Source organism: Saccharopolyspora flava, assembly GCF_900116135.1.
Classification (GTDB): Bacteria; Actinomycetota; Actinomycetes; order Mycobacteriales; family Pseudonocardiaceae; genus Saccharopolyspora; species Saccharopolyspora flava.
Genome location: NZ_FOZX01000013.1, coordinates 123,049 through 148,770, shown reverse-complemented (window position 1 = coordinate 148,770; position 25,722 = coordinate 123,049). Strand labels below are relative to the sequence as shown.

General features: G+C 69.5%; 18 protein-coding genes. 7 read left to right on the top strand and 11 right to left on the bottom strand.

Features of this window, described 5'->3' with window-relative positions; translation table 11 throughout:
• The 5 genes from BM424_RS26500 to BM424_RS26480 all read right to left on the bottom strand — a co-directional run.
• On the bottom strand, positions 1-1,076 hold a 1,076-nt coding region (locus BM424_RS26500; RefSeq protein ID WP_093423491.1), incomplete at its 3' end, for an adenosylhomocysteinase.
• Between the two features lie 48 nt (positions 1,077-1,124).
• Positions 1,125-4,691 carry a methionine synthase gene (gene metH, locus BM424_RS26495; RefSeq protein ID WP_093423488.1) on the bottom strand — a complete coding sequence of 1,189 codons (3,567 nt, stop codon included), beginning with the start codon at positions 4,689-4,691 and terminating at the stop codon, positions 1,125-1,127.
• A gap of 18 nt (positions 4,692-4,709) precedes the next feature.
• Positions 4,710-5,684, bottom strand: a complete 975-nt coding sequence (locus tag BM424_RS26490; RefSeq protein WP_093423486.1) for a carbohydrate kinase family protein — start codon at positions 5,682-5,684, stop codon at positions 4,710-4,712.
• Positions 5,685-5,777: 93 nt separating this feature from the next.
• Entirely contained in the window at positions 5,778-6,917 is a 1,140-nt protein-coding gene (gene metK / locus BM424_RS26485) for a methionine adenosyltransferase (RefSeq protein WP_425442079.1), read from the bottom strand.
• A 137-nt stretch (positions 6,918-7,054) separates the two neighbouring features.
• A complete protein-coding gene (locus BM424_RS26480; protein WP_093423480.1) occupies positions 7,055-8,755 on the bottom strand; it encodes a glycine/sarcosine N-methyltransferase in 1,701 nt (566 codons plus the stop codon).
• Positions 8,756-9,739: 984 nt separating this feature from the next.
• Here BM424_RS26480 and BM424_RS26475 point away from each other — a divergent pair.
• From BM424_RS26475 to BM424_RS26460, 4 genes are all read left to right on the top strand, one after another.
• Positions 9,740-11,476: a glycoside hydrolase family 2 protein gene (locus BM424_RS26475; protein ID WP_093423478.1), complete on the top strand. Its 1,737-nt coding sequence runs from the start codon at positions 9,740-9,742 to the stop codon at positions 11,474-11,476.
• 11 nt (positions 11,477-11,487) lie between these two features.
• Positions 11,488-12,492 carry an aldose 1-epimerase family protein gene (locus tag BM424_RS26470; RefSeq protein ID WP_245776151.1) on the top strand — a complete coding sequence of 335 codons (1,005 nt, stop codon included), beginning with the start codon at positions 11,488-11,490 and terminating at the stop codon, positions 12,490-12,492.
• Between the two features lie 131 nt (positions 12,493-12,623).
• Entirely contained in the window at positions 12,624-13,460 is an 837-nt protein-coding gene (locus BM424_RS26465) for an alpha/beta fold hydrolase (protein ID WP_093423547.1), read from the top strand.
• A 72-nt stretch (positions 13,461-13,532) separates the two neighbouring features.
• Positions 13,533-15,077 (top strand): acetolactate synthase large subunit, encoded by a 1,545-nt coding sequence (locus tag BM424_RS26460; protein ID WP_093423544.1) that lies wholly within the window; start codon positions 13,533-13,535, stop codon positions 15,075-15,077.
• Positions 15,078-15,126: 49 nt separating this feature from the next.
• Here BM424_RS26460 and BM424_RS26455 read toward each other — a convergent pair whose 3' ends face one another.
• Positions 15,127-16,188: a 2-oxoacid:ferredoxin oxidoreductase subunit beta gene (locus BM424_RS26455; RefSeq protein ID WP_093423473.1), complete on the bottom strand. Its 1,062-nt coding sequence runs from the start codon at positions 16,186-16,188 to the stop codon at positions 15,127-15,129.
• Entirely contained in the window at positions 16,185-18,065 is a 1,881-nt protein-coding gene (locus BM424_RS26450) for a 2-oxoacid:acceptor oxidoreductase subunit alpha (protein ID WP_093423471.1), read from the bottom strand. Before BM424_RS26450 ends, BM424_RS26455 begins: the two co-directional genes overlap by 4 nt.
• 355 nt (positions 18,066-18,420) lie before the next feature.
• Between BM424_RS26450 and BM424_RS26445 the strand changes: the two genes are divergently transcribed.
• Both BM424_RS26445 and BM424_RS26440 read left to right on the top strand, forming a co-directional pair.
• On the top strand, positions 18,421-19,353 hold the full coding sequence (locus BM424_RS26445; RefSeq protein ID WP_093423468.1) for an alpha/beta hydrolase: 933 nt from the start codon (positions 18,421-18,423) through the stop codon (positions 19,351-19,353).
• Between the two features lie 64 nt (positions 19,354-19,417).
• Positions 19,418-20,782, top strand: coding sequence for a dihydrolipoyl dehydrogenase family protein (locus tag BM424_RS26440; protein WP_245776150.1), 1,365 nt, complete (start codon positions 19,418-19,420; stop codon positions 20,780-20,782).
• Positions 20,783-20,839: 57 nt separating this feature from the next.
• Here BM424_RS26440 and BM424_RS26435 read toward each other — a convergent pair whose 3' ends face one another.
• Both BM424_RS26435 and BM424_RS29625 read right to left on the bottom strand, forming a co-directional pair.
• On the bottom strand, positions 20,840-21,787 hold the full coding sequence (locus tag BM424_RS26435; protein ID WP_245776149.1) for a GGDEF domain-containing protein: 948 nt from the start codon (positions 21,785-21,787) through the stop codon (positions 20,840-20,842).
• A gap of 33 nt (positions 21,788-21,820) precedes the next feature.
• A complete protein-coding gene (locus tag BM424_RS29625; protein ID WP_245776148.1) occupies positions 21,821-22,069 on the bottom strand; it encodes a PAS domain S-box protein in 249 nt (82 codons plus the stop codon).
• 127 nt (positions 22,070-22,196) lie between these two features.
• On the opposite strand from BM424_RS29625, the gene BM424_RS26430 reads away from it, so the two are divergent.
• Positions 22,197-22,841 (top strand): GntR family transcriptional regulator, encoded by a 645-nt coding sequence (locus BM424_RS26430; RefSeq protein WP_093423463.1) that lies wholly within the window; start codon positions 22,197-22,199, stop codon positions 22,839-22,841.
• A 4-nt stretch (positions 22,842-22,845) separates the two neighbouring features.
• Here the strand turns inward: BM424_RS26430 and BM424_RS26425 are convergent, their stop codons facing one another.
• Both BM424_RS26425 and BM424_RS26420 read right to left on the bottom strand, forming a co-directional pair.
• The gene (locus BM424_RS26425) at positions 22,846-23,568 is read right to left on the bottom strand and encodes a TetR/AcrR family transcriptional regulator (protein WP_093423461.1); all 723 of its coding nucleotides are present in this window, start codon (positions 23,566-23,568) and stop codon (positions 22,846-22,848) included.
• A 254-nt stretch (positions 23,569-23,822) separates the two neighbouring features.
• A complete protein-coding gene (locus BM424_RS26420; protein ID WP_093423458.1) occupies positions 23,823-25,574 on the bottom strand; it encodes an acyclic terpene utilization AtuA family protein in 1,752 nt (583 codons plus the stop codon).
• Positions 25,575-25,722: the final 148 nt, after the last annotated feature.

Here is a 25,722-nt window from a genome sequence, read left to right as displayed (position 1 = left end):
ATCTCGTTGTCGAAGTGACCGATGTTGCCCACGATCGCCTGGTGCTTCATCTTGGCCATGTGCTCGGCCTTGATGATGTCGTAGTTACCCGTCGTGGTGATGAAGATGTCGGCGTACTCGACGACGTCCTCGAGGGTCTTGACCTCGTAGCCCTCCATGGCCGCCTGCAGCGCGCAGATCGGGTCGATCTCGGTCACGATCACCCGAGCACCCTGACCCCGCAGCGATTCGGCCGAGCCCTTGCCGACGTCACCGAAACCGCAGACCACGGCGACCTTGCCGCCGATGAGCACATCCGTGGCGCGGTTGATGCCATCAACCAGGGAGTGGCGGCAACCGTACTTGTTGTCGAACTTCGACTTCGTCACCGAGTCGTTGACGTTGATCGCCGGGAACAGCAGCTCACCCGACTTCACCAGCTCGTAGAGCTTGTGGACACCGGTGGTGGTCTCCTCGGTGACGCCCTTGATCTCCTTCGACAGCTTCGTGAACCGCTGCTTGTCGTTGGCCACCGACTTGCGCAGCGTCTCCAGGACGACCTTGAACTCCTCCGGGTCGTCGTCGGTCGGCTGCGGCACGGCGCCGGCGGCCTCGAACTCGACACCCTTGTGGACCAGCAGGGTCGCGTCGCCACCGTCGTCGAGGATCATGTTGGCGACCTTGCCGTCACCGAACTCCCACAGCTGATCGGTGCACCACCAGTAGTCCTCCAGCGTCTCGCCCTTCCAAGCGAACACCGGAACACCAGCGGGCTTCTCAGGCGTGCCGTTCGGGCCCACCACAACCGCGGCCGCGGCCTCGTCCTGGGTGGAGAAGATGTTGCAGGACACCCACCGCACCTCGGCGCCGAGGGCCACCAGGGTCTCGATCAGCACGGCCGTCTGCACGGTCATGTGCAGCGAACCCGCGATCCGAGCGCCCTTGAGCGGCTGGGAGCCGGCGTATTCCTTCCGCGTAGCCATCAGACCCGGCATCTCGTGCTCGGCCAGGCGGATCTGGTGACGACCGGCTTCGGCCAGCCCCAGGTCCTTCACGGCGAACTCGAGGCCGTTGACCTTCTGCAGCTTGACGCTCATGACTTCCCTTCTGTTTCTTTCTGATCAGCAGCTGATGGATCAGCGGAATCAGGTGTTGAAGTACTTGGCTTCCGGGTGGTGGGCGATGATCGCGTCGGTCGACTGCTCCGGGTGGAGCTGGAACTCCTCGGAGAGCACGACGCCGATGCGCTCGGCCTCGAGCAGGTCGACCAGCTTCGCGCGGTCCTCGATGTCCGGGCACGCGCCGTACCCGAACGAGTACCGGGCGCCCCGGTAGCCGAGCTTGAAGAACTCGCGCACGTCGGAGGGGTCCTCCTGCGCCACGTTGCCGCCGTTGGCCCAGGCCAGCTCGCGCCGCACGCGGCGGTGCCAGTACTCGGCCAGCGCCTCGGTGAGCTGCACGCCCATGCCGTGGACCTCCAGGTAGTCCCGGTAGGCGTTCTTGGCGAACAGCTCGTTGGCGAAGTCGGCGATGGGCTGGCCCATCGTCACCAGCTGGATCGGCAGCACGTCGACCTGACCGGTCTTCTCGGCCTGCTCCCGCGTGCGGAAGAAGTCGGCCAGGCACAGCCGGCGGTCGCGCTTCTGCCGGGGGAAGAAGAACCGGTGCCGCTCCTGGGCGTCGGGCTCCTCCTTGTCCAGCACGACGAGGTGGTTGCCCTCGGTGACGCACGGGAAGTAGCCGTAGACCACCGCCGCGTGCTGCAGGATGCCCTGCGTGGACAGCTCGTCGATCCAGTGGCGCAGCCGCGGCCGGCCCTCGGACTCCACGAGCTCCTCGTAGGTCGGTCCCTCGCCCTTCTTGGCGCCGCGCAGGCCCCACTGGCCGAAGAACGTGGCCCGCTCGTCGAGCAGCTGCAGGTAGTCGTTGACCGCGACGCCCTTGACCACCTTCGAGCCCCAGAACGGCGGGGTCGGGACCTCGACGTCGGCGGCCACGTCGGACCGCGTGGTGTCGTCGTAGCCCGGCTCGTCACCGGCCTCGGCCTTGCGCTTCTCGGCGATGCGCTGGGAACGCGCGCGGCGTTCCTTGCGCTCGGCCTTCTTGGCCTCCTCGGCGGCGTCCTCCTCCGGGGAGTCGCCGCGCTTGATGGCCATCAGGCGGTCCATCAGGTGCAGGCCCTCGAAGGCGTCCTTGGCGTAGCGGACGTCGCCCTCGTAGACCTCGTCGAGGTCCTGCTCCACGAAGGAGCGGGTCAGCGCCGCGCCACCGAGCATCACCGGGTACTTCTCGGAGATCCTGCGGGAGTTCATCTCCTGCAGGTTGTCCTTCATGATCACGGTGGACTTCACCAGCAGGCCGGACATGCCGATCACGTCGACCTGGTGCTCCTCGGCGGCCTCGATGATGGCGTTGATCGGCTGCTTGATGCCGATGTTGACCACGTCGTAGCCGTTGTTGGAGACGATGATGTCGACGAGGTTCTTGCCGATGTCGTGGACGTCGCCCTTGACCGTTGCCAGCAGCAGCTTGCCCTTGCCGCCGGAGTCGTCCTTCTCCATGTGCGGTTCGAGGTAGGCCACCGCCGCCTTCATGACCTCGGCCGACTGCAGCACGAACGGCAGCTGCATCTGGCCGGAGCCGAAGAGGTCGCCGACGACCTTCATGCCGCCGAGCAGGTCCTCGTTGATGATCTCCAGCGGGGCCTTCTCCTGCATGCCCGCTTCGAGGTCGTCCTCGAGGCCGTTGCGCTCGCCGTCGATGATCCGCTTCTGCAGCCGCTCGAACAGCGGGAGCTTGGCCAGCTCCTCGGCGCGCGAGGCGCTGGAGGACTTCGCGGTCTGGCCCTCGAAGAGCTCCATGAGCTTCTGCAGCGGGTCGTAGTCGCCCTCGCGCCGGTCGTAGACCAGGTCCAGGGCGACCTTGCGCGGCTCCTCGTCGATCTTGTTCATCGGCAGGATCTTCGAGGAGTTCACGATCGCCGAGTCCAGCCCGGCCTCGCGGCACTCGTTGAGGAACACCGAGTTGAGCACCTGGCGCGCGGCCGGGTTCAGACCGAAGGACACGTTGGACAGACCCAGCGTCGTCTGCACGTCGGGGTGCCGGCGCTTGAGCTCCTTGATGGCCTCGATCGTCTCGATGGCGTCCTTGCGGACCTCCTCCTGACCGGTCGTGATCGGGAAGACCAGGCAGTCGATGATGATCGCGGACTTCTCCAGACCCCAGTTGGTGGTCAGGTCCTCGATCATCCGCTCGGCCACGCGCAGCTTCCAGTCCTTGGTGCGCGCCTGACCTTCCTCGTCGATGCAGGTCACGACGACGGTCGCGCCGTGCTCGCGGACCATCTCCATGACCCGCTGGAACCGGCCGCCCGGCTCGGTGCCGTCCTCGTAGTTGACCGAGTTGACCGCGCAGCGACCGCCCAGGTGCTCCAGGCCGGCCTCGATCACGTCGGGCTCGGTGGAGTCGACCATGATCGGCAGCGTCGAGGCGGTGGCCAGCCGCGAGGCCAGCTCCCGCATGTCGTGCGTGCCGTCGCGGCCCACGTAGTCCACGCACAGGTCGAGCATGTGCGCGCCCTCGCGGGTCTGGGCCTTGGCGATCTCGACGCAGTCCTCGTAGCGCTCCTCGAGCATCGCCTCGCGGAACGCCTTCGACCCGTTGGCGTTGGTGCGCTCACCGACGTTGAGGATCGAGGCGTCCTGCTCGAACGGGACGCTCTGGTACACCGAGGACACCGACGGGATGATCTCCGGCGTGCGCGGGGTCGGCGGGGTGCCGCCCACGGCCTCGGCCACCGCGCGGACGTGCTCGGTGGTCGTGCCGCAGCAGCCGCCGACCAGCCGGGCGCCGTAGTCGCGCACGAAGCCCGACAGCGCCTCGGCCAGCTCCTCCGGCTGCAGCGGGTACACCGCGCCGTTGGGGCCCAGCTCCGGCAGACCGGCGTTGGGCATCACCGACAGCGGGACCCGGGAGTTCTCCGCCAGCACCCGCAGGTGCTCGCTCATCTCCGCGGGACCCGTCGCGCAGTTCATGCCGATCAGGTCGATGCCGAGCGGCTCCAGCGCGGTCAGCGCCGCACCGATCTCGGAGCCGACCAGCATGGTGCCGGTGGTCTCCACCGTGACCTGGGCGATGATCGGCAGCTTCTGGCCCGTCTGGGCCATCGCCCGCTTGGCCGCCACGATCGAGGCCTTGGTCTGCAGCAGGTCCTGCGAGGTCTCGACCAGGAAGACGTCGATGCCCCCGTCGAGCATGCCCAGGGCCTGCTCGTAGTAGGCGTCGCGCAGCTTCGCGTAGGGCGCGTGGCCCAGGGTGGGCAGCTTGGTGCCCGGTCCCATCGAGCCCAGCACGAACCGCTTGCGGTCCGGCGTGGAGTACTCGTCGGCGGCCTCGCGGGCCAGCCGCGACCCGACCTCGGCCAGCTCCCGGATGCGCTCCGGGATGTCGTACTCGGCCAGGTTGGCCCAGTTGGCGCCGAAGGTGTTGGTCTCGATCGCGTCCGAACCCGCGTCCAGGTAGCCCCGGTAGATCGAGGACACCACGTCGGGCCGGGTCACGTTGAGGATCTCGTTGCAGCCCTCCAGGTTGGAGAAGTCGTCCAAGCTGAGGTCGTAGGCCTGCAACGCGGTGCCCATGCCGCCGTCGGCGACGAGGACGCGCTCGTCGATGGCGGCGAGGAAACCGCTGGGATCGTTGTGCCGGTCTGACATGCCGCTACTCCCCGTTCGTCAGCGCAGCTTCGGCCCGATTTCGGCCGCCGCTTCGTCGCCGTAGGCCTCGGCGATGCGGGCCAGGAACGAGTCCTTTTCCACGTCGTACTCCTGGGGGCCGTCGGTCTCCAGCGAGACGGTCGCCAGGGTGCAGCCCAGCTGCAGCGACCGCTCCAGGCTCAGACCGCCCTTGAGCCCGGCGAGGAAGCCCGCGCGAAGCGCGTCACCGACACCGGTCGGGTCGCCCTTCTGCTTCTCCTTCGGGGGCTCGACCAGCAGCGTCTGCTCGCCCTTGGCCTTGACCTGGACGCCCTTCGGGCCGAGCGAGGTCACCCACTTGCCGACGCGGCCGAGGACGTCCTCCTCGGTCCAGCCGGTGCTCTGCAGCAGCAGGCCGTGCTCGTACTCGTTGGTGAACAGGTACTGCGCACCGTCCACGAGTTTACGGATGTCGTCGCCTTCCATGCGGGCCAGCTGCTGGCCCGGGTCGGCGAGGAAGTCGTAGCCGCGGTCCCGGCACTCCTGGGTGTGCCGCACCATCGCGTCGGGGTCGTTCGCCGAGATGACGACGATGTCAAGACCGCCGAGCCGGTCGGCGACGGGCTTGAGCTCGATCTCGCGAGCCTCGCTCATCGCACCGGGGTAGAACGACGCGATCTGGTTGTGGTCGGCGTCGGTGGTGCACAGGAACCGAGCGGTGTGCTTGGTCTCGGAGACGTGCACGGACCCGGTGTCCACGCCGTGCCGCTCCAGCCACGCGCGATAGTCGTTGAAGTCCTGGCCGACCGCGCCCACCAGCGTCGAGGTCACGCCCAGCTTGCCGAGGCCGAAGGTGATGTTGCCGGCGATGCCACCGCGGCGCACCTCCAGCTCGTCCACCAGGAACGACAGGGACACCTGGTCCAGCCGGTCGGCCACGAGCTGCTCGGTGATCCGACCGGGGTAGGACATCAGGTGGTCGGTGGCGATCGAACCGGTCACCGCAATCCGCACTTTGAAAAACTCCTTCACCAGGGCAGGCTGCGGGACACTGCCATTTCTGGGCGGCGCCCCGCAGCCTGCGACAGCTTCGTCGGTATTGGTGGCTTACAGACCGGCAGCGGCCTTGAGGGCCGCGGCGCGGTCGGTGTTCTCCCACGGCAGATCGACGTCGCTGCGCCCGAAGTGACCGTAAGCCGCGGTCGGGGCGTAGATGGGCCGAAGGAGGTCGAGGTCACGCACGATCGCGCCGGGGCGCAGGTCGAAGACCTCGTTGATGGCGGCCTGGATCTTGACCGGGTCGACGTTCTCGGTGCCGAAGGTCTCGACGAACAGACCCACCGGGGCCGCCTTGCCGATCGCGTAGGCGACCTGGACCTCGATGCGGCCGGCCAGACCGGCGGCGACCGCGTTCTTGGCCACCCAGCGCATGGCGTAGGCCGCGGAGCGGTCCACCTTCGACGGGTCCTTGCCGGAGAAGGCGCCGCCACCGTGGCGGGCCATGCCGCCGTAGGTGTCGACGATGATCTTCCGGCCGGTCAGGCCCGCGTCACCCATGGGGCCACCGACCACGAAGCGACCGGTCGGGTTGATCAGGACCCGGGCATCGCCCGCGTCCAGACCGGCCCGCTCCAGCTCCGGGGCGATGACGTGCTTCTGGATGTCGCCGACCAGCTGACCCTCGAGGTCGATCTCCTCGGCGTGCTGGGTCGACAGCACGACGGTGTCCAGGCGCACGGCCTGGTCGCCGGCGTACTCGACGGTGACCTGGGTCTTGCCGTCGGCGCGCAGGTAGCCCAGCGTGCCGTCCTTGCGGACGTTGGTCAGCCGACGCGACATGCGGTGCGCCAGGGTGATCGGCAGCGGCGCCAGCTCGTCGGTGTCGTTGCAGGCGTAGCCGAACATGAGGCCCTGGTCGCCGGCGCCCTGCTTGGCGATCTCGTCCTCGCTGCCCTCGACGCGCTTCTCGTGGGCCTCGTCGACGCCCTGCGCGATGTCCGGGGACTGCTTGCCGATCGCGACGTTGACACCGCAGGTCTCGCCGTCGAATCCCTTGATCGAGGAGTCGTAGCCGATCTCCAGGATCTTCTCCCGGACCAGGCTCGGGACGTCGATGTTGGCCTTCGTGGTGACCTCACCGGCGACGTGCACCTGGCCGGTGGTGACCATGGTTTCCACCGCCACGCGGGACTTCGGGTCCTGCGCCAGGTAGGCGTCCAGGATCGAGTCGCTGATCGCGTCGCACATCTTGTCGGGGTGGCCCTCGGTCACCGACTCACTGGTGAACAACCGGCGGTTGATCTCACTCACGACTGCTCCTCACCTCACAAGCTTTGCAGCTTTGATCCTTGCGTACGGTAGTCAGGTTGTTGACCCGGGGGACCTCACACTCGGGCGTGAATGATGCCCCACGCGAGGTTCCCGGCCTTGCCCCCCGACACCCAGTTCTTCAGGCCGGTCTTCATCTTGGTTCGGTAGGCGTCACTGATCTTGTCGGCAAGATCACCCTCTCGGGCTTCCAGTTCCTGCAGGACCCGGCCGTAGTGGATCGCCAGGTACTCGGTCAGGTCGTCGAACTCGAAGTTCTGCAGACCCAGACGGGCCAGCTCGCGGCGGTAGAAACCGGGCGAACCCATCGTGTCCAAGCTCAGCCGATCGAGGATCGGGCCGAGGTCGGAGCGCTTGGCGGTGTCCGAGGCCATCGGGTCGGTGAACAGGAACGAGCCGGTCGGCTTGAGGACGCGGGCGACCTCCTCCAGCACGCGCGGCCGGTCACCGCTGTGCAGGATCGCGTCCTGCGACCAGACGATGTCGAAGGCGTTGTCCTGGAACGGGATGTCCTCGAACGAGCCGTCCTTGACCTCGATCAGGTCCTCGAGGCCCTCGGCGCGGTTGAACTCCACGTTCCGGGCGTTCTCGACCTCGGAGAGGTTCAGGCAGGACACCTTGCAGCCGTAGGCGCGGGCCAGGTGGCGGGCCGCGCCGCCGTAGCCGGCACCGATGTCGAGGATGCGGGTCTCCGGGGTGATCTCGACCTTGGAGCACATCCGCTCGACGGTGCGCCGGGACGCGGTGTCGATGTCCTCGGTGTCGGAGCTGTAGAGGCCGACGTGGATGTCGTTGCCGCCCCACACGTGGTAGTAGAAGTTGTCGGCGTCCTCGGAGTTGTAGTAGTCGCGGGCGGTGTGCACCGCGGTCGAGTAGACGTCCGAGAGCTCCTCGTCCGGGCGGTACTTCTTCTCCGCGACGTGGATGAAGAAGTCCGGCTCGCCGTCCTGGTAGGTCTCCTGGAAGTCGCCGTAGGTGTCGATCCGCTGGAATCCGACCTCGCGCAGCAGCCGCCGGGTGTAGTTCTTCCGCAGCGGGTACATGTTCAGGAAGAACTCGGACTTGTCCGGGAAGGTGTACTTGAACCTCGCCAGACCTTCATCAACATAATCCGGCTCAGCGGAAACGTCCTCGCCCGCGTAATAGTACGTGTGCTTGGAACTGAATCCATCATCCAGAATGGAGTCGTAATTCCGCTGGTCGATAATCAGAACGCCGTCGTGCTTGAGCATCGCGTAGAACTCGGCGAGCGTCTTCCGGCGGTCGCGCTCGGAGAACAGGTGCGTGAACGAGTTCCCGAGACAAATGATCGCGTCGTATTCGCCGTGGACGTCACGATTCAGCCAGCGCCAGTCGGCGTTGACGACGCGCAGAATGTGCCCGCCGTACTCGAGACCGTTCTGGAACGCCTTGGCCAGCATCTGCGGGCTGCCGTCGGCCGAAACCGTCTCGAAGCCCTCCTCCAGCAGCCGGACCGAGTGGAACCCGGTGCCCGTGGCCGCGTCCAGGACGGACTTGACACCGCGAGCCTTGAGCTGGTCGATGAAGAAGCTGCCCTCGCTCTCGTAGCGCTTCTTCCAGTCGATCAGATCGTCCCACTTCTCCACGAATCCACCGACGTACTCGTGGGTGTAGTGGTCGGACTCGCGAACCTCCAACGGGTTTTCGCCGAACACCTGCTCCTCACGCGCCACCAGCTCGGCCATGTCAGGCGTTCCCACCTCGTTAGAAGCCGCGTCCTCCACGCTCTTGGCCATTTTCACTCCCACCACTCACGTTGGTCATGCGCCACCCACGAACTTCAGGCATGCGCAAATCCGTGCCCCGAGCATGTGTCTCGCGGCCGTGCGGGTCGCCACTGCGAAAAAAGGCAACACCTCCGACCGGCGTGGGCAGCCGAGAAAACGCTCAAGGCCGCAGCACCAACGCCGATCACACTCGGTCGGCACCCTTGCCAACCGGCGCAACGCATTTCCGTGCGTCGCTTAACCAACCTAGGCGAAGGAGATCACGAAGCAAGCGTACAAACGTGTGACGGTAATCACCGCAATGCGATGATTGCGTGATTAGCATTGTCACCCTGGGTGAAAAAATGCGCTATCACCAGGGCATTTTCAAGATGATTTTGAACCCGATAACGATCACGTGAGTGCAATAAATCCCCGGAGGATGTACACTAACGCGCGCCCGATATAGCACAATCATCGCGCTATTTCAAGAGTTCCGATCGACAAAGATTCGACGAATCTTGTGAATAGCCGATGCGGCGGTTGACTTTTCGCTCCTCGCGTTACTTGCATCGAAGAGCGGAGCACGGATGTTACGGCGTTCACCGCCGGAGCGCCATAGCTTTTTCCCCAGTGTCAGTCAATCGGTCCATCCGCCTCGGGAGCGCAGAACCGATCCAGCGCTCGCGCACCCGCTTCCACCAGCCACGTTACCGGATCCGGCCGCGCGCCGAGGCGGCTTCCCGGACTCGGGAAATCGTCATCCCGGACCTCCGGCCGGCCCCGCGGAGGGTGGTGATCGTGCCACCGGCGCCAGCCCAACGGGTGCACCGGTTGCTCCGATGCGCGGGTTTCGGCTCGTCCTCGTTGACGCCACGTTCGGTTGTGGTCACTGTTGTTGATTACTGGTGATTTTCTTTCGGAATTTCCGGCGTCAAGGAGGACTCCGTGTTCCGACCCGTCACGACGATTGCCACCGCACTCCTGCTGACCCTCTCCGGAGCACCCGCATCGATGGCCACCGCCGAACCGGCCTGGCAACCCCAGGAACCACCGCTGACCACGCCCTGGACCGACCAGGTCGGCCCGGACAACGCCCTGCCCGAGTACCCGCGGCCGCAGCTGACCCGCGAGCGCTGGCTCAACCTCAACGGCCTGTGGGACTACACCGGCGGCGACAACGCCCCCGAGCAGATCCTCGTCCCCTACCCGCCCGAGTCCGCCTTGTCGGGCGTGCAGCGCCACGACGACCGGATGGTCTACGAGCGCACCTTCGACGTGCCCGCCGACTGGTCCGGGCAGCGGCTGATCCTGCACTTCGGCGCGGTCGACCAGCGCGCCGAGGTCTCGGTCAACGGCAGGCAGGTGGCGGTGCACGAGGGCGGCTACACCGCCTTCGACGCCGACATCACCGACGCGGTGCGGCCCGGCGAGCCGCAGCACCTCACCGTCGCCGTCTCCGACGGCAACGAGACCGCGCCGTACCCGCTGGGCAAGCAGCGCAACGATCCCGGCGGCATCCTCTACACCGGTGCCTCCGGCATCTGGCAGACGGTGTGGCTCGAACCCGTCGACCCGGACCACGTCACCGGCCTGAACATCACCCCGGACCTGACCGGCTTCGACCTCACCGCCGCCACCTCCACCGCCGGCGGGGCGCAGGTCGAGGTGGCGGTGCGCGACGGGGACACCGAGGTCACCCGCACCACCGGGCCGGCCGATCGGCCGGTGCGCGTGGACGTCCCGCAGCCGCACCTGTGGACCCCCGACGACCCGCACCTGTACGACCTGACGGTGCGCCTGCTCGGCGCCGACGGAGCGGTGCTCGACGAGGTCGGCAGCTACACGGGCCTGCGCACCACGGGGCTGGTCAACGACGAGCAGGGGCGGCCGCGGCTGGCCCTCAACGGCAAGATCGTCTTCCAGCACGGTCCGCTGGACCAGGGCTTCTGGCCGGACGGCATCTACACCGCGCCGACCGACGAGGCGCTGCGCTTCGACCTGGACAAGACCAAGGAGCTGGGCTTCAACATGGTCCGCAAGCACGTCAAGGTCGAACCGGCGCGCTGGTACTACTGGGCCGACCGGCTCGGGCTGCTGGTCTGGCAGGACATGCCGTCGCTGCCGATCGACCTGAACATCCCGCCGGAGGACAGCCCGCCGCCGTCGGAGGAGATGAAGGCGAACTACCGCGCCGAGTGGGTCGACATCATCGACCAGCTGCGCAGCTCGCCGTCCATCGTGGCCTGGGTGCCGTTCAACGAGGGCTGGGGCGAGTTCGACACCGCCGAGATCACCGACCTGACCCGGCGCACCGACCCGACCCGGCTGATCAACCCCTCCAGCGGGGTGAACTGCTGCTACTCGCTGCCCGACAGCGGGGCCGGCGACATCTACGACGACCACACCTACGTGGGACCGGGCGCGCCGACGGTCACCGACGGCCGGGCCGTCGTGGACGGCGAGTACGGCGGGCTGGGACTGGCCGAGGAGGGCCACCTGTGGCCCGGCGACCCCAGCGCCTACGAGATGACCGACAGCAGGGAGCAGCTGACGCGGCGCTACGGCGAGGTCAGCGACGAGCTGGCGCGCGTCATCGAGGCCAACGGGCTGTCGGCGGCGATCTACACCCAGACCACCGATGTGGAGAACGAGGTCAACGGCTTCCTCACCTACGACCGCCAGGTGATGAAGCCGGACGTGGCCTCGGTCCGCGAGCACAACACCGCCGCGATCGAGGCGGGAAGCTGATGAGGCGACCCATGCAGATCAACAGACGGGGTGCGCTGCTGGGCGCCGCGGGCGCGGCCGGTGCGGCGGCGATCCTGCCCGGCACCGCCCAGGCCGCGCCCACCGCTCCCCCGACCGCGAACGGACACCTCTACGAGATCGGGAGGGGACGGCACCGCGTGGTCGTCGGCGGGGTGGCGGCCACGATGCTGTCCTGGACGGTCGACGGCCGGGAGATGCTGCTGACCCACTCCCCCGACGACGTCGGCGAGGGCTACCGGGGCAAGACGATCCTGCCCTGGGCCAACCGGATCGACCACGGCGCCTACACCTTCGAGGGGCAGGAGCTGCAGGTCGCGATCAACGAGCCGGAGCGCGACGCCGCGCTGCACGGGCTGATGAGCTTCGTGGAGTGGTCGCCGGTGTCGCACCGCGCCGACGCGGTCGTGCTGGAGCACGTCCTGCCGCCGGACTACGGATACCCGTTCCAGCTGGCGTTCCGCATCGAGTTCCGAGTGGACGATCGCGGGTTCTCCAGCACCCTGTCGGCGACCAACGTCGGGCGCGGCCCGGCCCCGTTCGGCACCGCCAACCACACCTACCTGGCGGCGGCCCCGGGCACCCGGATCGACGACATCGAGCTGGAGATCCCCGCCGACACCTACTACGTCGTCAACGACCGGCTCATCCCGACCGGGACGGCCACGGTCTCGGGAACCGACTACGACTTCCGCTCCGCCAGGCCGATCGGTCCGACCACGATGGACACCGCGTTCACCGGCCTGCACCACACCGGCGGCGAAGCGGTGGTGCGGTTCCGGCGCCCGGACGTCGACGTGGAGCTGTGGGTCGACGAGTCCCACCACTACCTGCAGGTCTACACCGACGACGACCCGAGCACCGACCGCCCGGGCCGCCAGGGCCTCACGGTGGAGCCGATGACGTTGGCCCCCAACGCTTTCGTCACCGGCGACGGCCTCATCGTCCTCCAACCCGGACAGACCCACACCGGAAGTTGGGGGTACCGCCTCGCGTGATCGGGGGGTGGGGAAGTTTTCATGAAAACTTCCCCACCCCCAACCCACCCCACCTCACCCGGGGTCGAAGTGGACCTGAGAGGACGTTTCGGTGAAAACGTCGGTGCCGCCGGGAGCGTTAGGGTGTGCGGGTGGCCGACTACATCCAGATCCCCACGCCTGCGGGCGAGTTCGACGCGTTGACCTCGGGTCCCGAGGACGGGCGCCCGGTGCTGCTGCTGCACGGGTTCCCGGAAGCGGCGGTCCAGTGGAGCGAGCAGCTGGGCGTGCTCGGCGGCGCCGAGTGCTTCGCCGTGGCCCCGGACCAGCGCGGCTACTCCCCCGGCGTGCGGCCCCAGCAGGTCGCCGACTACCGGATGGACGAGCTCGTCGGCGACGTGCTGGCCATCGCCGACCACTTCGGGTGGCAGCGCTTCGACCTGGTCGGCCACGACTGGGGCGCGGCGGTGGCCTGGTCGGTGGCCGCCGCGCACCCCGACCGCCTGCGCACCCTCACCGCCGTGTCGATCCCGCACCTGGACGCCTTCACCCAGGCGGTGCGCGAGGACGAGGACCAGCAGCAGCGCTCGGCCTACATGCAGGCGCTGCGCTCCTCCACCGCCGAGAAGACGCTGCTGGCCGACAACGCCGCCAAGCTGCGCCGGATCTACTACCCGGGCGTCCCGGAGCACCACGTCGACGACTACGTGCAGCGGCTCACCGAACCGGGCGCGCTGACCGGCGCGCTCAACTGGTACCGGGCGTCGCGGTTCAACGGCGAGATCGGCCCGATCAGCGTGCCCACCCTGTACGTGTGGAGCACCGAGGACGTCGCGGTCGGTTCCACCGCGGCGCTGGCCACCGAGCGGCACGTCACCGGCCCGTACCGGTTCGAGATGCTGCAGGAGGTCTCGCACTGGATCCCCGAGGAGGCACCGGACTCGCTGAGCCGCCTGCTGCTGCAGCACCTGCTCGCCCACCCCGAGTGATCTCTTGCCGGTCGCGGTCCGGGCGGTGAGCATGAATCCCGTCCGGATTTCCGCCGTGCCGTAGGAGTGCTCGTGAAGGGTTCCGAAGGACTGCTGGCCACCGCCGCTGCCGCCGGTGTCGACACCTGCTTCGCCAATCCCGGAACCACCGAGATCCCGCTGGTCGAGGCCTTCGACCAGGTGCCGGGGATGCGGGCGGTGCTGGGCCTATCCGAGGGCGTGGTGACCGGCGCGGCCGACGGCTACGGCCGGATGACCGGAACACCGGCGCTCACCCTGCTGCACCTGGGACCGGGCTTCGCCAACGGGATCGCGAACCTGCACAACGCCCGCCGCGCCCGCACCCCGATCATCAACCTGGTCGGCGAGCACGCCACGTGGCACCAGGCCGCCGACGCGCCGCTGCACAGCGACATCGAATCGCTGGCGTCACCGGTGTCGGGCTGGGTAGGCCGGACCTCCTCGACGGCCGCCGCCGCGGGCGAGTTCGCCGAGGCCTACCTGGCGTCGCTGCGGACCCGGTTGCCCGCGACGCTCATCGCCGCGGCCGACCACATGTGGGGCCAGGGCGGCATGCCGGTGCAGGTGCCGGCCGCGCCGGAGCGGCCACAGGTCGACGAGCAGCGGATCGCTGAGATCGCCAAGGTCCTCTCGGCCGGGCGGCGCCCGGTGCTGCTGCTGGGCGGTCAGGCGGTGGAGAGCGCCGAAGCGCTCCGCACGGCGGCCCGGATCGCGGCGACGGCGGGAGCCGAGGTGCTCGCCGAGCGCGGCAGCGCCCGCATGGAGCGCGGCCCGGGCATCCCGCCGGTGCGGATGCTGCCGTACTTCCCGGAGGCGGTGACCGAGACCTTCGAGGGCTTCTCGGACCTGATCCTGGTCGGCGCCCGCACGCCGGTGTCGTTCTTCGGCTACCGCGGTCAGCCCAGCCACCCGCTGCCCGACGGGCTGAAGGTGCACGAGCTGGCCGATACCGAGGCCGACGCGCTGCACGCCCTGGCGGCGCTGGCCGAGGCCACCGGCAGCGCGGCCGAGGAACCGCCGCGCGCGCAGCGGCCGGAGGTCGCCAAGCCGTCCGGTGCGCTGGACGCGAACGCGATCGCCGCGGCGATCGTGCTCACCCAGCCGGACAACGCGATCATCGTCAACGAGGGCGTGTCGTCCGCGGCGGCGTACCCGGCGATCGCCGACGCCGCGCCCGCGCACTGCGAGCTGTCGCAGACGGGTGGGGCGATCGGGATGGGCATGCCGGTGGCCACGGGTGCGGCGATCGCCTGCCCGGACCGCGCGGTGATCACCCTGCAGGCCGACGGCAGCGCGGCCTACACCGCCCAGGCGCTGTGGACCCAGGCCCGCGAGTCGCTGAACGTCACCACGGTGATCTGCTCCAACTCCCGCTACCGCATCCTCGACCACGAGCTCCAGCGCGCCGGTGTCGACGATCCGGGCGCGGCCGCGGCGTCGATGACCAGCCTGGGCGATCCGGCGCTCGACTGGCCGGCGGTGGCCCGGGGCTTCGGCGTCGAGGCGATCCGCGCCACCACGGGCGAGGAGCTGCTCGACGCGCTCCAGCAGGCGCAGCGCCGGAGCGGGCCGCTGCTCGTCGAAGCGGTCCTGTGACGCGCGACGGGCCCCACCGCGCGGTGGGGCCCGTCGTCGCCGGTGCTGCTCAGATGGTCCAGGTGTCGTTGCCGGTGAGCAGCTTCTGCAGGTCGGCGGGTTTGGCCTGCTGGGCCTGCGCGACCTGCTCGCGGGCGAGGTCGTCGTAGGTCGGCCGGGTGGTGTTGCGGAAGATCCCGGTGATGGCCGGGTTGAGGTCCTGGCCACCGAGCCGCGACAGCGCGAAGGCCAGCGACGGGTCCTCCCGCTCGGCGTCGTGCACCACGACCTGACCGGAGTCCACTTCGGACAGCTTCGCGACGCGCAACCCCTCGGGGCCCTGCACGACGCCGTACTGCTCGTCCTCGGGCCCGAACACGATCGGCTCGCCGTGCTGCAGGGTGACGATGCGGCGCTGCTTCTCGTCGTTGTCCTTGAGGACGTCGAAGGCGCCGTCGTTGAAGATCGGGCAGTTCTGGTAGATCTCCACCAGCGCGCTGCCCCGGTGCTCGGCTGCGGCCTTGAGCGTGGCGGTGACGTTGGCGCGATCGGAGTCGATCACCCGCGCCACGAACGACGCCTCGGCGCCCAACGCCAGCGAGACCGGGTTGAACGGGTGGTCCAGCGAGCCGGCCGGGGTGGACTTGGTGACCTTGCCGACCTCGCTGGTCGGCGAGTACTGGCCCTTGGTCAGCCCGTAGATCCGGTTGTTGAACAGCAGGATCTTGAGGTTGACGTTGCGGCGCAGCGCGTGGATGAGGTGGTTGCCGCCGATGGACAGGGCGTCGCCGTCACCGGTGACCACCCACACCGACAGGTCCGGCCGCGAGGTCGCCAGGCCGGTCGCGATCGCCGGGGCGCGACCGTGGATGGAGTGCATCCCGTAGGTGTTCATGTAGTACGGGAAGCGGCTGGAGCAGCCGATGCCCGAGACGAACACGATGTTCTCGCGCTTGAGCCCCAGCGACGGCAGGAACGACTGGACCGCGTTGAGCACGACGTAGTCGCCGCACCCCGGGCACCAGCGCACCTCCTGATCGGACTTGAAGTCCTTGGCCTTCTGCGGCGCATCAGCGGCCGGCACCCCGGCCAGCCCGCCGAGCGACGGCATTCCCAGCTCGGTGGCGGTCACGCGGACACCCCCTGCACGACGTCGTTGAGCACGTTCTGGAGTTCTTCGGCCTGGAAGGGCAGGCCGGCGACCTTGGTGTAGGACTGCACGTCGACGAGGTAGCGGGAGCGCAGCAGCATCGCCAGCTGCCCGAGGTTCATCTCGGGCACGATCACCTTGTCGTAGCCGCGCAGCACCTCACCGAGGTTGGCGGGCATCGGGTTGAGGTAGCGCAGGTGCGCGCTGGCGACCTGCAGGCCCTGCGCGCGCACCCGGCGGCAGGCGGCGCCGATCGGGCCGAACGACGAGCCCCAGCCCAGCACGAGCACCTTCGCCTCGCCGGAGGGGTCGTCGACGGTGATGTCCGGGACGCTCACCCCGTCGACCTTGCGCTGCCGCAGCCGCGTCATGTGGTCGTGGTTGTCGGGGTCGTAGGAGATGTTGCCCTTGCCGTCGGCCTTCTCCAGACCGCCGACCCGGTGCTCCAGGCCCGGCGTGCCCGGCACGGCCCACTCGCGGGCGAGGGTCTCCTCGTCGCGGACGTAGGGCCAGAACTCGCCGGAGCCGTCGGTGGCGTTGGGTTCGGTCGCGAACCGCACGCTCAGATCCGGCAGGCTCGTCACGTCCGGGATGAGCCACGGCTCGGAACCGTTGGCGATCGCGCCGTCGGACAGCAGCAGCACCGGGGTCCGGTACTCCAGCGCGATCCGCGCCGCGTCGAGGGCGATCTCGAAGCAGTCCGCCGGGGAGCAGGGCGCGAGCACCGGCACCGGCGACTCGCCGTTGCGGCCGTAGAGCGCCTGCAGCAGATCGGCCTGCTCGGTCTTCGTCGGCAGACCCGTCGACGGGCCGCCGCGCTGGATGTCGCACACCAGCAGCGGCAGCTCCAGGGCCACCGCCAGACCGATCGTCTCCGACTTCAGCGCCAGGCCGGGACCGGACGTGGTCGTCACGCCCAGCGATCCGCCGAACGAGGCGCCCAGCGCCGCGCCGACACCGGCGATCTCGTCCTCGGCCTGGAACGTGGTGACCCCGAAGTTCTTGTGCTTGGCGAGCTCGTGCAGCACGTCCGAGGCCGGGGTGATCGGGTAGGTCCCGAGGAACACCGGCAGTCCGCTGCGCTGCCCCGCCGCCACGATCCCGTAGGCCAGCGCGGTGTTGCCGGTGATCTGCCGGTAGGTGCCCTCGGGCAGCTTGGCCGGAGCAACCTCGTAGGTCACCGCGAACGACTCGGTGGTTTCGCCGTAGTTCCAGCCCGCGCGGAAGGCCAGCACGTTGGCCTCGGCGATGTCGGGCTTCTTGGCGAACTTCTCCCGCAGGAAGGTCTCGGTGCCCTCGGTCGGCCGGTGGTACATCCACGACAGCAGCCCGAGCGCGAACATGTTCTTGCAGCGCTCGGCGTCCTTCTTGCCCAGCCCGGTCTCGGCCAGCGCGCCCTGGGTCAGGGTGCCCATCTGCACCCGGTGCACGGCGTAGAGGTCGTCGAGCACCTCGCCTTCCAGGGGGTCGGCGTCGTAGCCGACCTTGGTCAGGTTGCGCTTGGTGAACTCGTCGGTGTTGACGATGAGGATCCCACCATGCGGGAGGTCGCCGAGGTTGGCCTTCAGCGCCGCCGGGTTCATCGCCACCAGCACGTCCGGCCGGTCGCCGGGCGTGAGGATGTCGTAGTCGGCGAAGTGCAGCTGGAAGCTCGACACCCCCGGCAACGTGCCGGCGGGGGCCCGGATCTCGGCCGGGAAGTTCGGCAGCGTGGCCAGGTCGTTCCCGAAGGCAGCGGCCTCCGAGGTGAACCGATCGCCGGTCAGCTGCATTCCGTCACCGGAGTCACCGGCGAAGCGAATCACGACCCGGTTGAGCTTGCGGGTCCCGTTCGTCCGGTGTCCGTTCGTCGCGCCCAATTGATCCGTTCCCCTTCAATTGCAGGCAACGTTCGTCCTGTGGCGAACGATACAGGTAGTGGAGTGGTCGCGATCACGGAGTCGATCTTGTCGATCACCGTGCGCGAGCCCCCGCACGGAACGATCCAGTTCCGGATTCCCGCGCAGGCAGGAGCACCTGTATCGATGGTGCAACCGGCGGATGAACGGACGCTACGGACAGTTGACCGGCAAATCTGTGATCTGCCACACCATCACCCGCTCTCATGATGCGGGAAAACGATCGCTCAACTGGCCGATGCCCAGCGGGGTCCGGGTCGGATTACATCTCAGGCCGGACCACCCGTCCGGTCGAGCCCGCCCGTGGAGGAACACCATGCCGCTGCATCCGGAAGCCAAACCGTTCGTCGCCCGAGCCCGGGACCTCTTCCCCGATCTCGGCGGTGAGGTCACCGATGCCGCGACCGCCCGCAGGCTCTCCGCCGCGCGCAGCGGCGGGCGGCCGCTGCCGGACGTCGAGCGCAGCGAGGACCGGCTGATCCCGGGCTCCTACGGCGTGCAGGTCCCGGTGCGGATCCACTGGCCCAGCACCGCCACCGGCCTGCCGATCGTCGTCTACTTCCACGGCGGCGGCTGGGTGCTCGGCGACCTCGACTCGCACGACGGCCTGGCCCGCGCGATGGCCAACGCCGCCGAGGCGATCGTGATCTCGGTGGACTACCGGCTCGCGCCCGAGCACCGCTACCCCGCCGCCGTCGAGGACGCCTACTCGGCGACGGTGTGGGCGGCCGAGCACGCGGCCGAACTCGGCGGCGACGCCTCCAGGATCGCCGTGGCCGGGGACAGCGCGGGCGGCAACCTCGCCGCGGTCACCGCGTTGCAGTGCCAGGAGCGCGGGACCCCGGAGCCGGCCTTCCAGCTGCTGATCTACCCGGTCACCGACCACGACTTCACCACCGAGTCCTACGTGGACAGCGGACCGGACTGCATGCTCACCAAGCAGCACATGATGTGGTTCTGGGACGAGTACGCCCCGGACCTGGAGGTCCGCGACCACCCGCACGCCTCCCCGCTGCGGGCCGACGACCTCACCGGCCTGCCGCCCGCGCACGTGCTCACCGCGGGCATGGACCCGCTGTGCTCCGAGGGCCGCCGCTACGCCGAGCGCCTCAAGGAGGCCGGCGTGCCGACCTCCACCCAGCACTGCCCGGGCCTGTTCCACGGGTTCGCCCCGGACGCCGAGCAGATCCCGGTGGCGGCCGAGGCGATGCGGGAGGCCTTCGCGGTGCTGCGGTCCGCGCTCGGCTAGCGCCACCGCGCCCCGGATGGTGCGGTGGGGACGAGGACAGACACCGCGGACGGGGGTGGGCCAGGTGGCCGATGAGGTCGATGTCGTGGTGGTCGGCATGGGTCCGGGCGGCGAGGACGTGGCCGCCCGGCTCGCGAACGCCGGGTTGTCGGTGGTCGGCGTCGAATCGCGGCTGGTCGGCGGCGAGTGCCCGTACTACGCGTGCATCCCGACCAAGATCATGGTCCGGGCCGCCGACGCCCTCGGCGAGGCGCGCAGGGTGCCGGAGCTGGCGGGATCGGCCGAGGTCCGGCCGGACTGGTCACCGGTGGCCGCCCGGATTCGCGATGAGGCCACGACCGGGTGGAACGACGAGATCGCCGTCCGCCGCTTCGAGGCCACCGGCGGACGCCTGGTGCGCGGCACCGGGCGGATCACCGCGCCCGGCGAGGTCACCGTCGGCGATCAGGTGCTGCGCGCCCGGCGCGGCATCGTGCTCAACCCCGGCACCGAACCCGCGATCCCGCCGATCGAGGGCCTGGCGGGCACGCCGTACTGGACCAACCGCGAGATCGTGTCGATCGAGCAGGTCCCGGAATCGCTCGTGGTGCTGGGCGGCGGGCCGGTGGGACTGGAGTTCGCGCAGGTCTTCGCCCGCTTCGGCTGCGAGGTGACGGTGCTGGAGGCTCGTCCGCAGCTGCTGCCGCTCGCCGAGCCCGAGGCCGCCGAGGTCATCACCGACCGGCTGCTGGCCGAGGGCGTGCGGGTCCGCGTCGGCAGCACCGTCCAGCGGGTCGGCCACGACGCGAGCATGGGCTTCCGCATCACCACCGACGGCGAGGAGTTCACCGCCGAGCGCCTGCTCGTGGCCACCGGCAGGCGCACCGATCTGCGCGCGCTGGGCGTGGCCGCGGTCGGCCTGGACGACACCGCGCGCACCCTCGAGGTCGACACGCGGATGCGGGCGGCCGAGGGCGTCTGGGCGATCGGCGACGTGACCGGCCGCGGCGCGTTCACCCACACCTCGGTCTACCAGTCGCGGATCGCGGCGGCCGACATCCTCGGCGAGCCGGGCGCCCCGGCGGACTACCGCGCGATGCCGTCGGTGACCTTCACCGACCCGGAGGTCGCCGCGGTCGGGCTCACCGAGACCCGAGCCCTGGCCGAGCGCGACCGCGTCCGCACCGCGATCTCCCGGCTGCCGGTCTCCACCCGGGGCTTCATCCACAAGGCCGGCAACGAGGGGCTGATCAAGCTGGTCGCCGACAGCCAACTCGGTGTGCTGGTGGGCGCGACGGTCGTGGGGCCCTCCGGCGGCGAGATCCTCGGGGCGCTGGCCGTCGCGGTGCACGCGGAGGTCCCGGTCGCGCTGCTCGCCGAAATGATCTTCGCGTACCCGACCTTCCACCGGGCCATCGAACCCGCTCTGACCAAGCTCATGGAGCCCTGATCGGCCGGTGCGGAGCCGTCGCGCAATGCGAAAGTCGTTGCGGCTCCGCCGACGCCCTCAGTCGCGGGCGGCGCCGCGCTCGCGCTTGCGCTCGTACATGTCCTGATCGGCGGCGTGCAGGAGCTCGTCGCGGCTGACCTGCGGGTCGGTGGTGATGGCGTGGCCGACGCTGGTGCGCAGCGGCAGGGTCCTCCCGCCGATCGTCACCCGGGTGTTGAGGCGCTGCTCGATGCGGTCGCGCAGCGCGGCGGCCTCGGCGGCGTCCTCGACGAGGGTCACCACGACGAACTCGTCGCCACCGACGCGGGCCACCGCGTCACCGCTGCGCACCGCGCTCTGCAACGCCTCCGCCGCGGCCACGATCATCTTGTCCCCCACCAGGTGCCCGTAGCGGTCGTTGAACGGTTTGAGCTCGTCGAGGTCGGCGACCACGACGACCACCATCCCGTCGCCCCGGGAGAGCCGCTTGAGGCTCAGATCCATCAGGTCCGCCAGCAGCGTGCGGTTGGCCAGTCCGGTGAGCGGGTCGTGCAGCGCCAGCTGCGCCAGGTGGGCGTCGGCGCGTCGGCGTTCGCCCACGTCGTCGTACTGGCTGACCACGAACGCCGGATCACCGCTGGCGTCGGGCACGGCGGTGGCGCGGATCAGCATCCAGAGCGTGTGACCGTCCTTGTGCCGGTAGCGCTTCTCGATGCTGACGCTCTCCACGACGCCGTGCACCAGGTCCTCCAGCAGCGCCGGCCCCCGGTCGTCCTCCTCCTCGTAGGTGATGTCGCTGAAGTGCATGCCGATCAGCTCTTCGCGGGAGTAGCCGAGCATGTCGCAGAGCGTGTCGTTGACCTCGGTCCAGCGTCCCTTGAGGCTCAGCAGCGCCATGCCGATCGGGGCGTTGGCGAAGCTGCGCTGCCACAGCAGTTCGGCTTCGCGGCGGCGCGTGATGTCCAGGCTCTGGGACAGGAAGCTGACCGGTTCGCCGCGCTCGTCGCGGATGAAGGTGCGCGACACCAGCGCCCACATCACGGTGCCGTCGGAGCGGATCTAGCGCTTCTCCAGCGGCTCGTCGGATTCCTTGGGCCCCTCGGGATCGATGTCGTCGGGGTGCGTGACGCTGCGGTAGTCCTGCCCGATCAGCTCCTCGCGCCGGTAGCCCAGCATTCGGCAGAGGGAATCGTTGACGTGCAGGTACCTGCCCTGCAAGTCGAGGATCGCCATGGCCGCCGCCGCTTGTTCGAACAGCGGCTGCCAGGGCGCGGCGGCGTCGCCGCCCGGCTCCGGCGGGGTCGACATACGAAACGCACGATAGCCGCCGCGCATGACCCACGCAGGAACGACGAAAACGGCAGCGCCGCGTAGGCCGGTGAACACGGTGCGTTACGATCCGGCCACCGATCCAGTCGAGCGCGGAGCGTGTGCAATGGCGGGAACTTCGGTGGGGCGGGCCGTCGACCAGATCCGGCGGATGATGCGCAGTCAGGAACTGCTTCCGGGACAACCCCTGCGGCAGGAGGCGCTGGCCGAGCGGCTGGGCGTGAGCCGGGTGCCGATCCGGGAGGCGCTCAAGTCGCTGGAGGCCGAGGGCGTCGTGCGCCACCGCCCGAACGTCGGCTACACGGTGACCCGGCTGTCGGCCGACGAGCTGCAGCAGTCCTCCCTGATGCGCGCCGCGCTGGAATCCACGGTGCTGCGGCGGATCACGCGGCTCAGCGACGCGCGGCTGGTTGAGCTCGACGAGCTCAACCGGGGCATCGAGGCCGCGGCGGAGGCCGCCGACGTGCTGCGGATGACCGAGCTCAACCACGACTTCCACTTCGTGATCTTCCGCAGCTCGGGGCTGGACCTGATCGTCGACGAGATCGAGCGAATATGGAAGATGACCGAGCCCTACCGCTCGGTCCACCTCTACGACCAGGCGGCGCGGCGACGACTGGTCAGCGAGCACCGGAGGCTCATCGACGCCCTGCACAAGGGCGAGACCGCCACGGCCATCTCCATCCTCGACGCTCACCGCGACCACCCGGCGCCGCACTCCCCCGGCGCCGTCCTGCCCGCCCCGGGCTGAAGCGCTACGAGCCCTTCCCGATCGCGTCGATGCGCGCGGCGATGCCGTCGAGCACTCGGCGCAACCCGTACTCGAACGAGATGTCGGACTTGCGGGGGCGCCGGTCCGCCAGCGCGCCCAGCACCTCGACGACGGTCGGGAACCGCTCCTGCTGCCCCAGGGCGGCCAGCATCTCGGCGCTGACCATCTCCACCTCGCCTGAGGAGCGCTCCGGCACGAACGGCGCGCTGCCGCGCACGAATCCGTTGACCAGCAGCACGATGTTGAGCATCTCGGCGGGTTCCAGCCCGGTTCCGCGCAGCGCCAGCAGCCCGGCCTCCAGGTAGGCGACCTCGTTGGGGCCCATCACCCGCGGTCTCGTCACCAGCGCCAGCGCCCAGGGATGCCGTTCGAAGACGTTCACGTTGGCGCGCGCCCAGGTCTCCATCGCGCTGCGCCACCCGGTGCGCTTGCCGATCTCGGGCGGGGCGCCGATCGCGGTGTCGAGCATGAGGCTGATCAGGTCGTCCTTGCTCGGCACGTAGCGGTAGAGCGACATGGTTCCCGCGCCGAGCTCGGCGGCCAGCCGTTGCATCGACAGCGCGTCGAGCCCTTCGGCGTCGGCGAGCCGCACCGCCTCGTCGACGATGCGCCGCAGGCTGAGCGTGGGTTTCGGTCCGCGCGGGGGCCGGCTCGTGCCGCCCCACAGCAGCTGCACCCCGCTGGACTGGACGTCCCGATCGCTCATCGCGGTCCACCCTCGTGCTCGACGCCGGCGTCTTCGTCGCGCGTGAAGACTACGCCGAACGGGTTGCGGACCCGACGTTCCGCTGCGCCACGCCCGCAATTCCGTGAAATTCCGTGAATTCCGGTTCGGCGGCATCACCCCCAGCCGATGCCGCCGAACCGCCCCGACCCCGTCGCAGCGCAATCCCCCATTGCGTGCGGTATACGCATATTAGCGCACGGTCTCCGCCGGGTGCCATCGCATTTCCGCGCGGCTCACAGCAGCTCGACCGGGACGTCGACGTGCCGCGCCCGCAGGAACTCCCCGACCGCCTTGCCGATCGGGTCCACCCGCAGGTTGCTGGAACCGCCGGTGCCGAGCAGCCCCCGCAGCACGAAGTGCACGGCGCGCAGGTTCGGGAACTCGTGGCGGACGATCTCCAGGTCCTCGGCCTCGGGCATGAGCCTGCGCAGCTCCTCGGTGGTCAGCAGGCCGCGCAACCACGGCCAGGCCGCCGGATCCGACACCCACAGCCCGACGTTGCTGTTGCCGCCCTTGTCCCCGGAGCGGGCGTGCGCGAGCAGCCCCAGCGGAACCCGCCGCGTTTCCCCGGTTTCGCGTTCGGTCGGCTCGGGATGCACGGGTTGGAACGGTTTTTCGGTCTCCGCAGGCGCTTCGACCTCGATCCGGGTCCCGTCGTCGAGAACCACGACGTGCTCGACGGCGGCCATGTCCAGCAGCGCGGGCCAGTAGTCGATCCGGGTACCGGGCGTCGCCGCCTGCCGGGCGGCGGTGTCGGTGAAGAACCCCGGCACGCTCGACAGGTACAGCTCACCGATGCCGGACACCAAGCGCCGCAACGGTTCCGGATCGGCCGCGGTCGCCATGATCCGCACCTGCGCGGTGGCGTCCCACTGCCGCTGCGGGTCCTCGGCGACCGTGCCGAGCGCGAACACGTCCAGTTCGGCGTCGGCACCGGCCAGCAGCGCCTCCGCCTGCTGGCGGATCAGCGCGACCTTGGCGTCCACCTCGAGGCCGGTGACGTAGAGCGTGGTGACGATCTGGTGCCCGATCGGCGCGAACAGGGCGACCTTCGTGGTGCGCGGGGGCGGCGATCCGGTCACGCCCGAGACCTCCACCCGGTCCGGCCCGACCTGCCGCAACCGCAGGTCGTCGAGGTGCGCGGTCACGTCCGGGTTCAGGTAGCGCGGGCCCTGGATCTCGTAGACCAGCTGGGCGGTCACGGTGTCGGTGGTGACCGCACCGCCGTCGGCGGCGTGCTTGGTGATGATCGCGGTCCCGTCGTCGGCGATCTCGGCGATCGGGAATCCCGGCGCCACCATGCCGGGGATCGCGGTGAACCCGGAGAAGTTGCCGCCCGTGGCGTGCGGACCGCACTCGATGACGTGCCCGGCGACCACCGACGCCGCCAGCCGGTCGAAGTCGGTGCGCGACCACTCGTGCCACCACGCGGCGGGCCCGACGGTCAGCGACGCGTCGGTGACCCGCCCGCACACCACGATCTCGGCCCCGGACCGCAGCGCGGCGGTGATGCCCCAGCCGCCCAGGTAGGCGTTGGCCGCGACCGGTCTCCCCCGCCACGCCGCGAGCGGCTCGCCGGTGTCCATGCTGGCCAGGTCGTGGCCGTCGGCCTGCAGCCGCTCCAGCTTCGGCAACACGTTGTCGCCCTCGACGTGGGCCACCCGCAGGTCGACCCCGGCCTCGGCGATGAGCCCGCGGACCGCCTCGGCCAGTCCGGCCGGGTTGAAACCGCCCGCGTTGACCACCACCCGCATCCGGCGCTCGGCGATCGCGGCCAGGTGCGGGGCGAGCTGGGTCAGGAAGTACTCGACGTAGCCCCGCGACGGGTCGCTGCGGTGCCGGGCGGAGAGCATCGCCAAGGTGAACTCGGCGAGGTAGTCACCGATGAGCACGTCGACCGGATCCCCGGCCATCGCCTCGTCGAGCGCACTGCGCCGGTCCCCCAGATAGCCCGAGAAACCCGCGATCCGAATCGGCCTGGCCATAGATCCCACCTCATCCGGGGTCGGCGAACTCCCCGGTGACGCTAGGCACAGTGAGGCGACGAGCACAAGCGCGCGACCGGTCACCGATCTTGACTGCGCGCAGCGCGGCCCTTAACGTTCGCTAAGGCGCCGCTGCGCACGGTTTCCC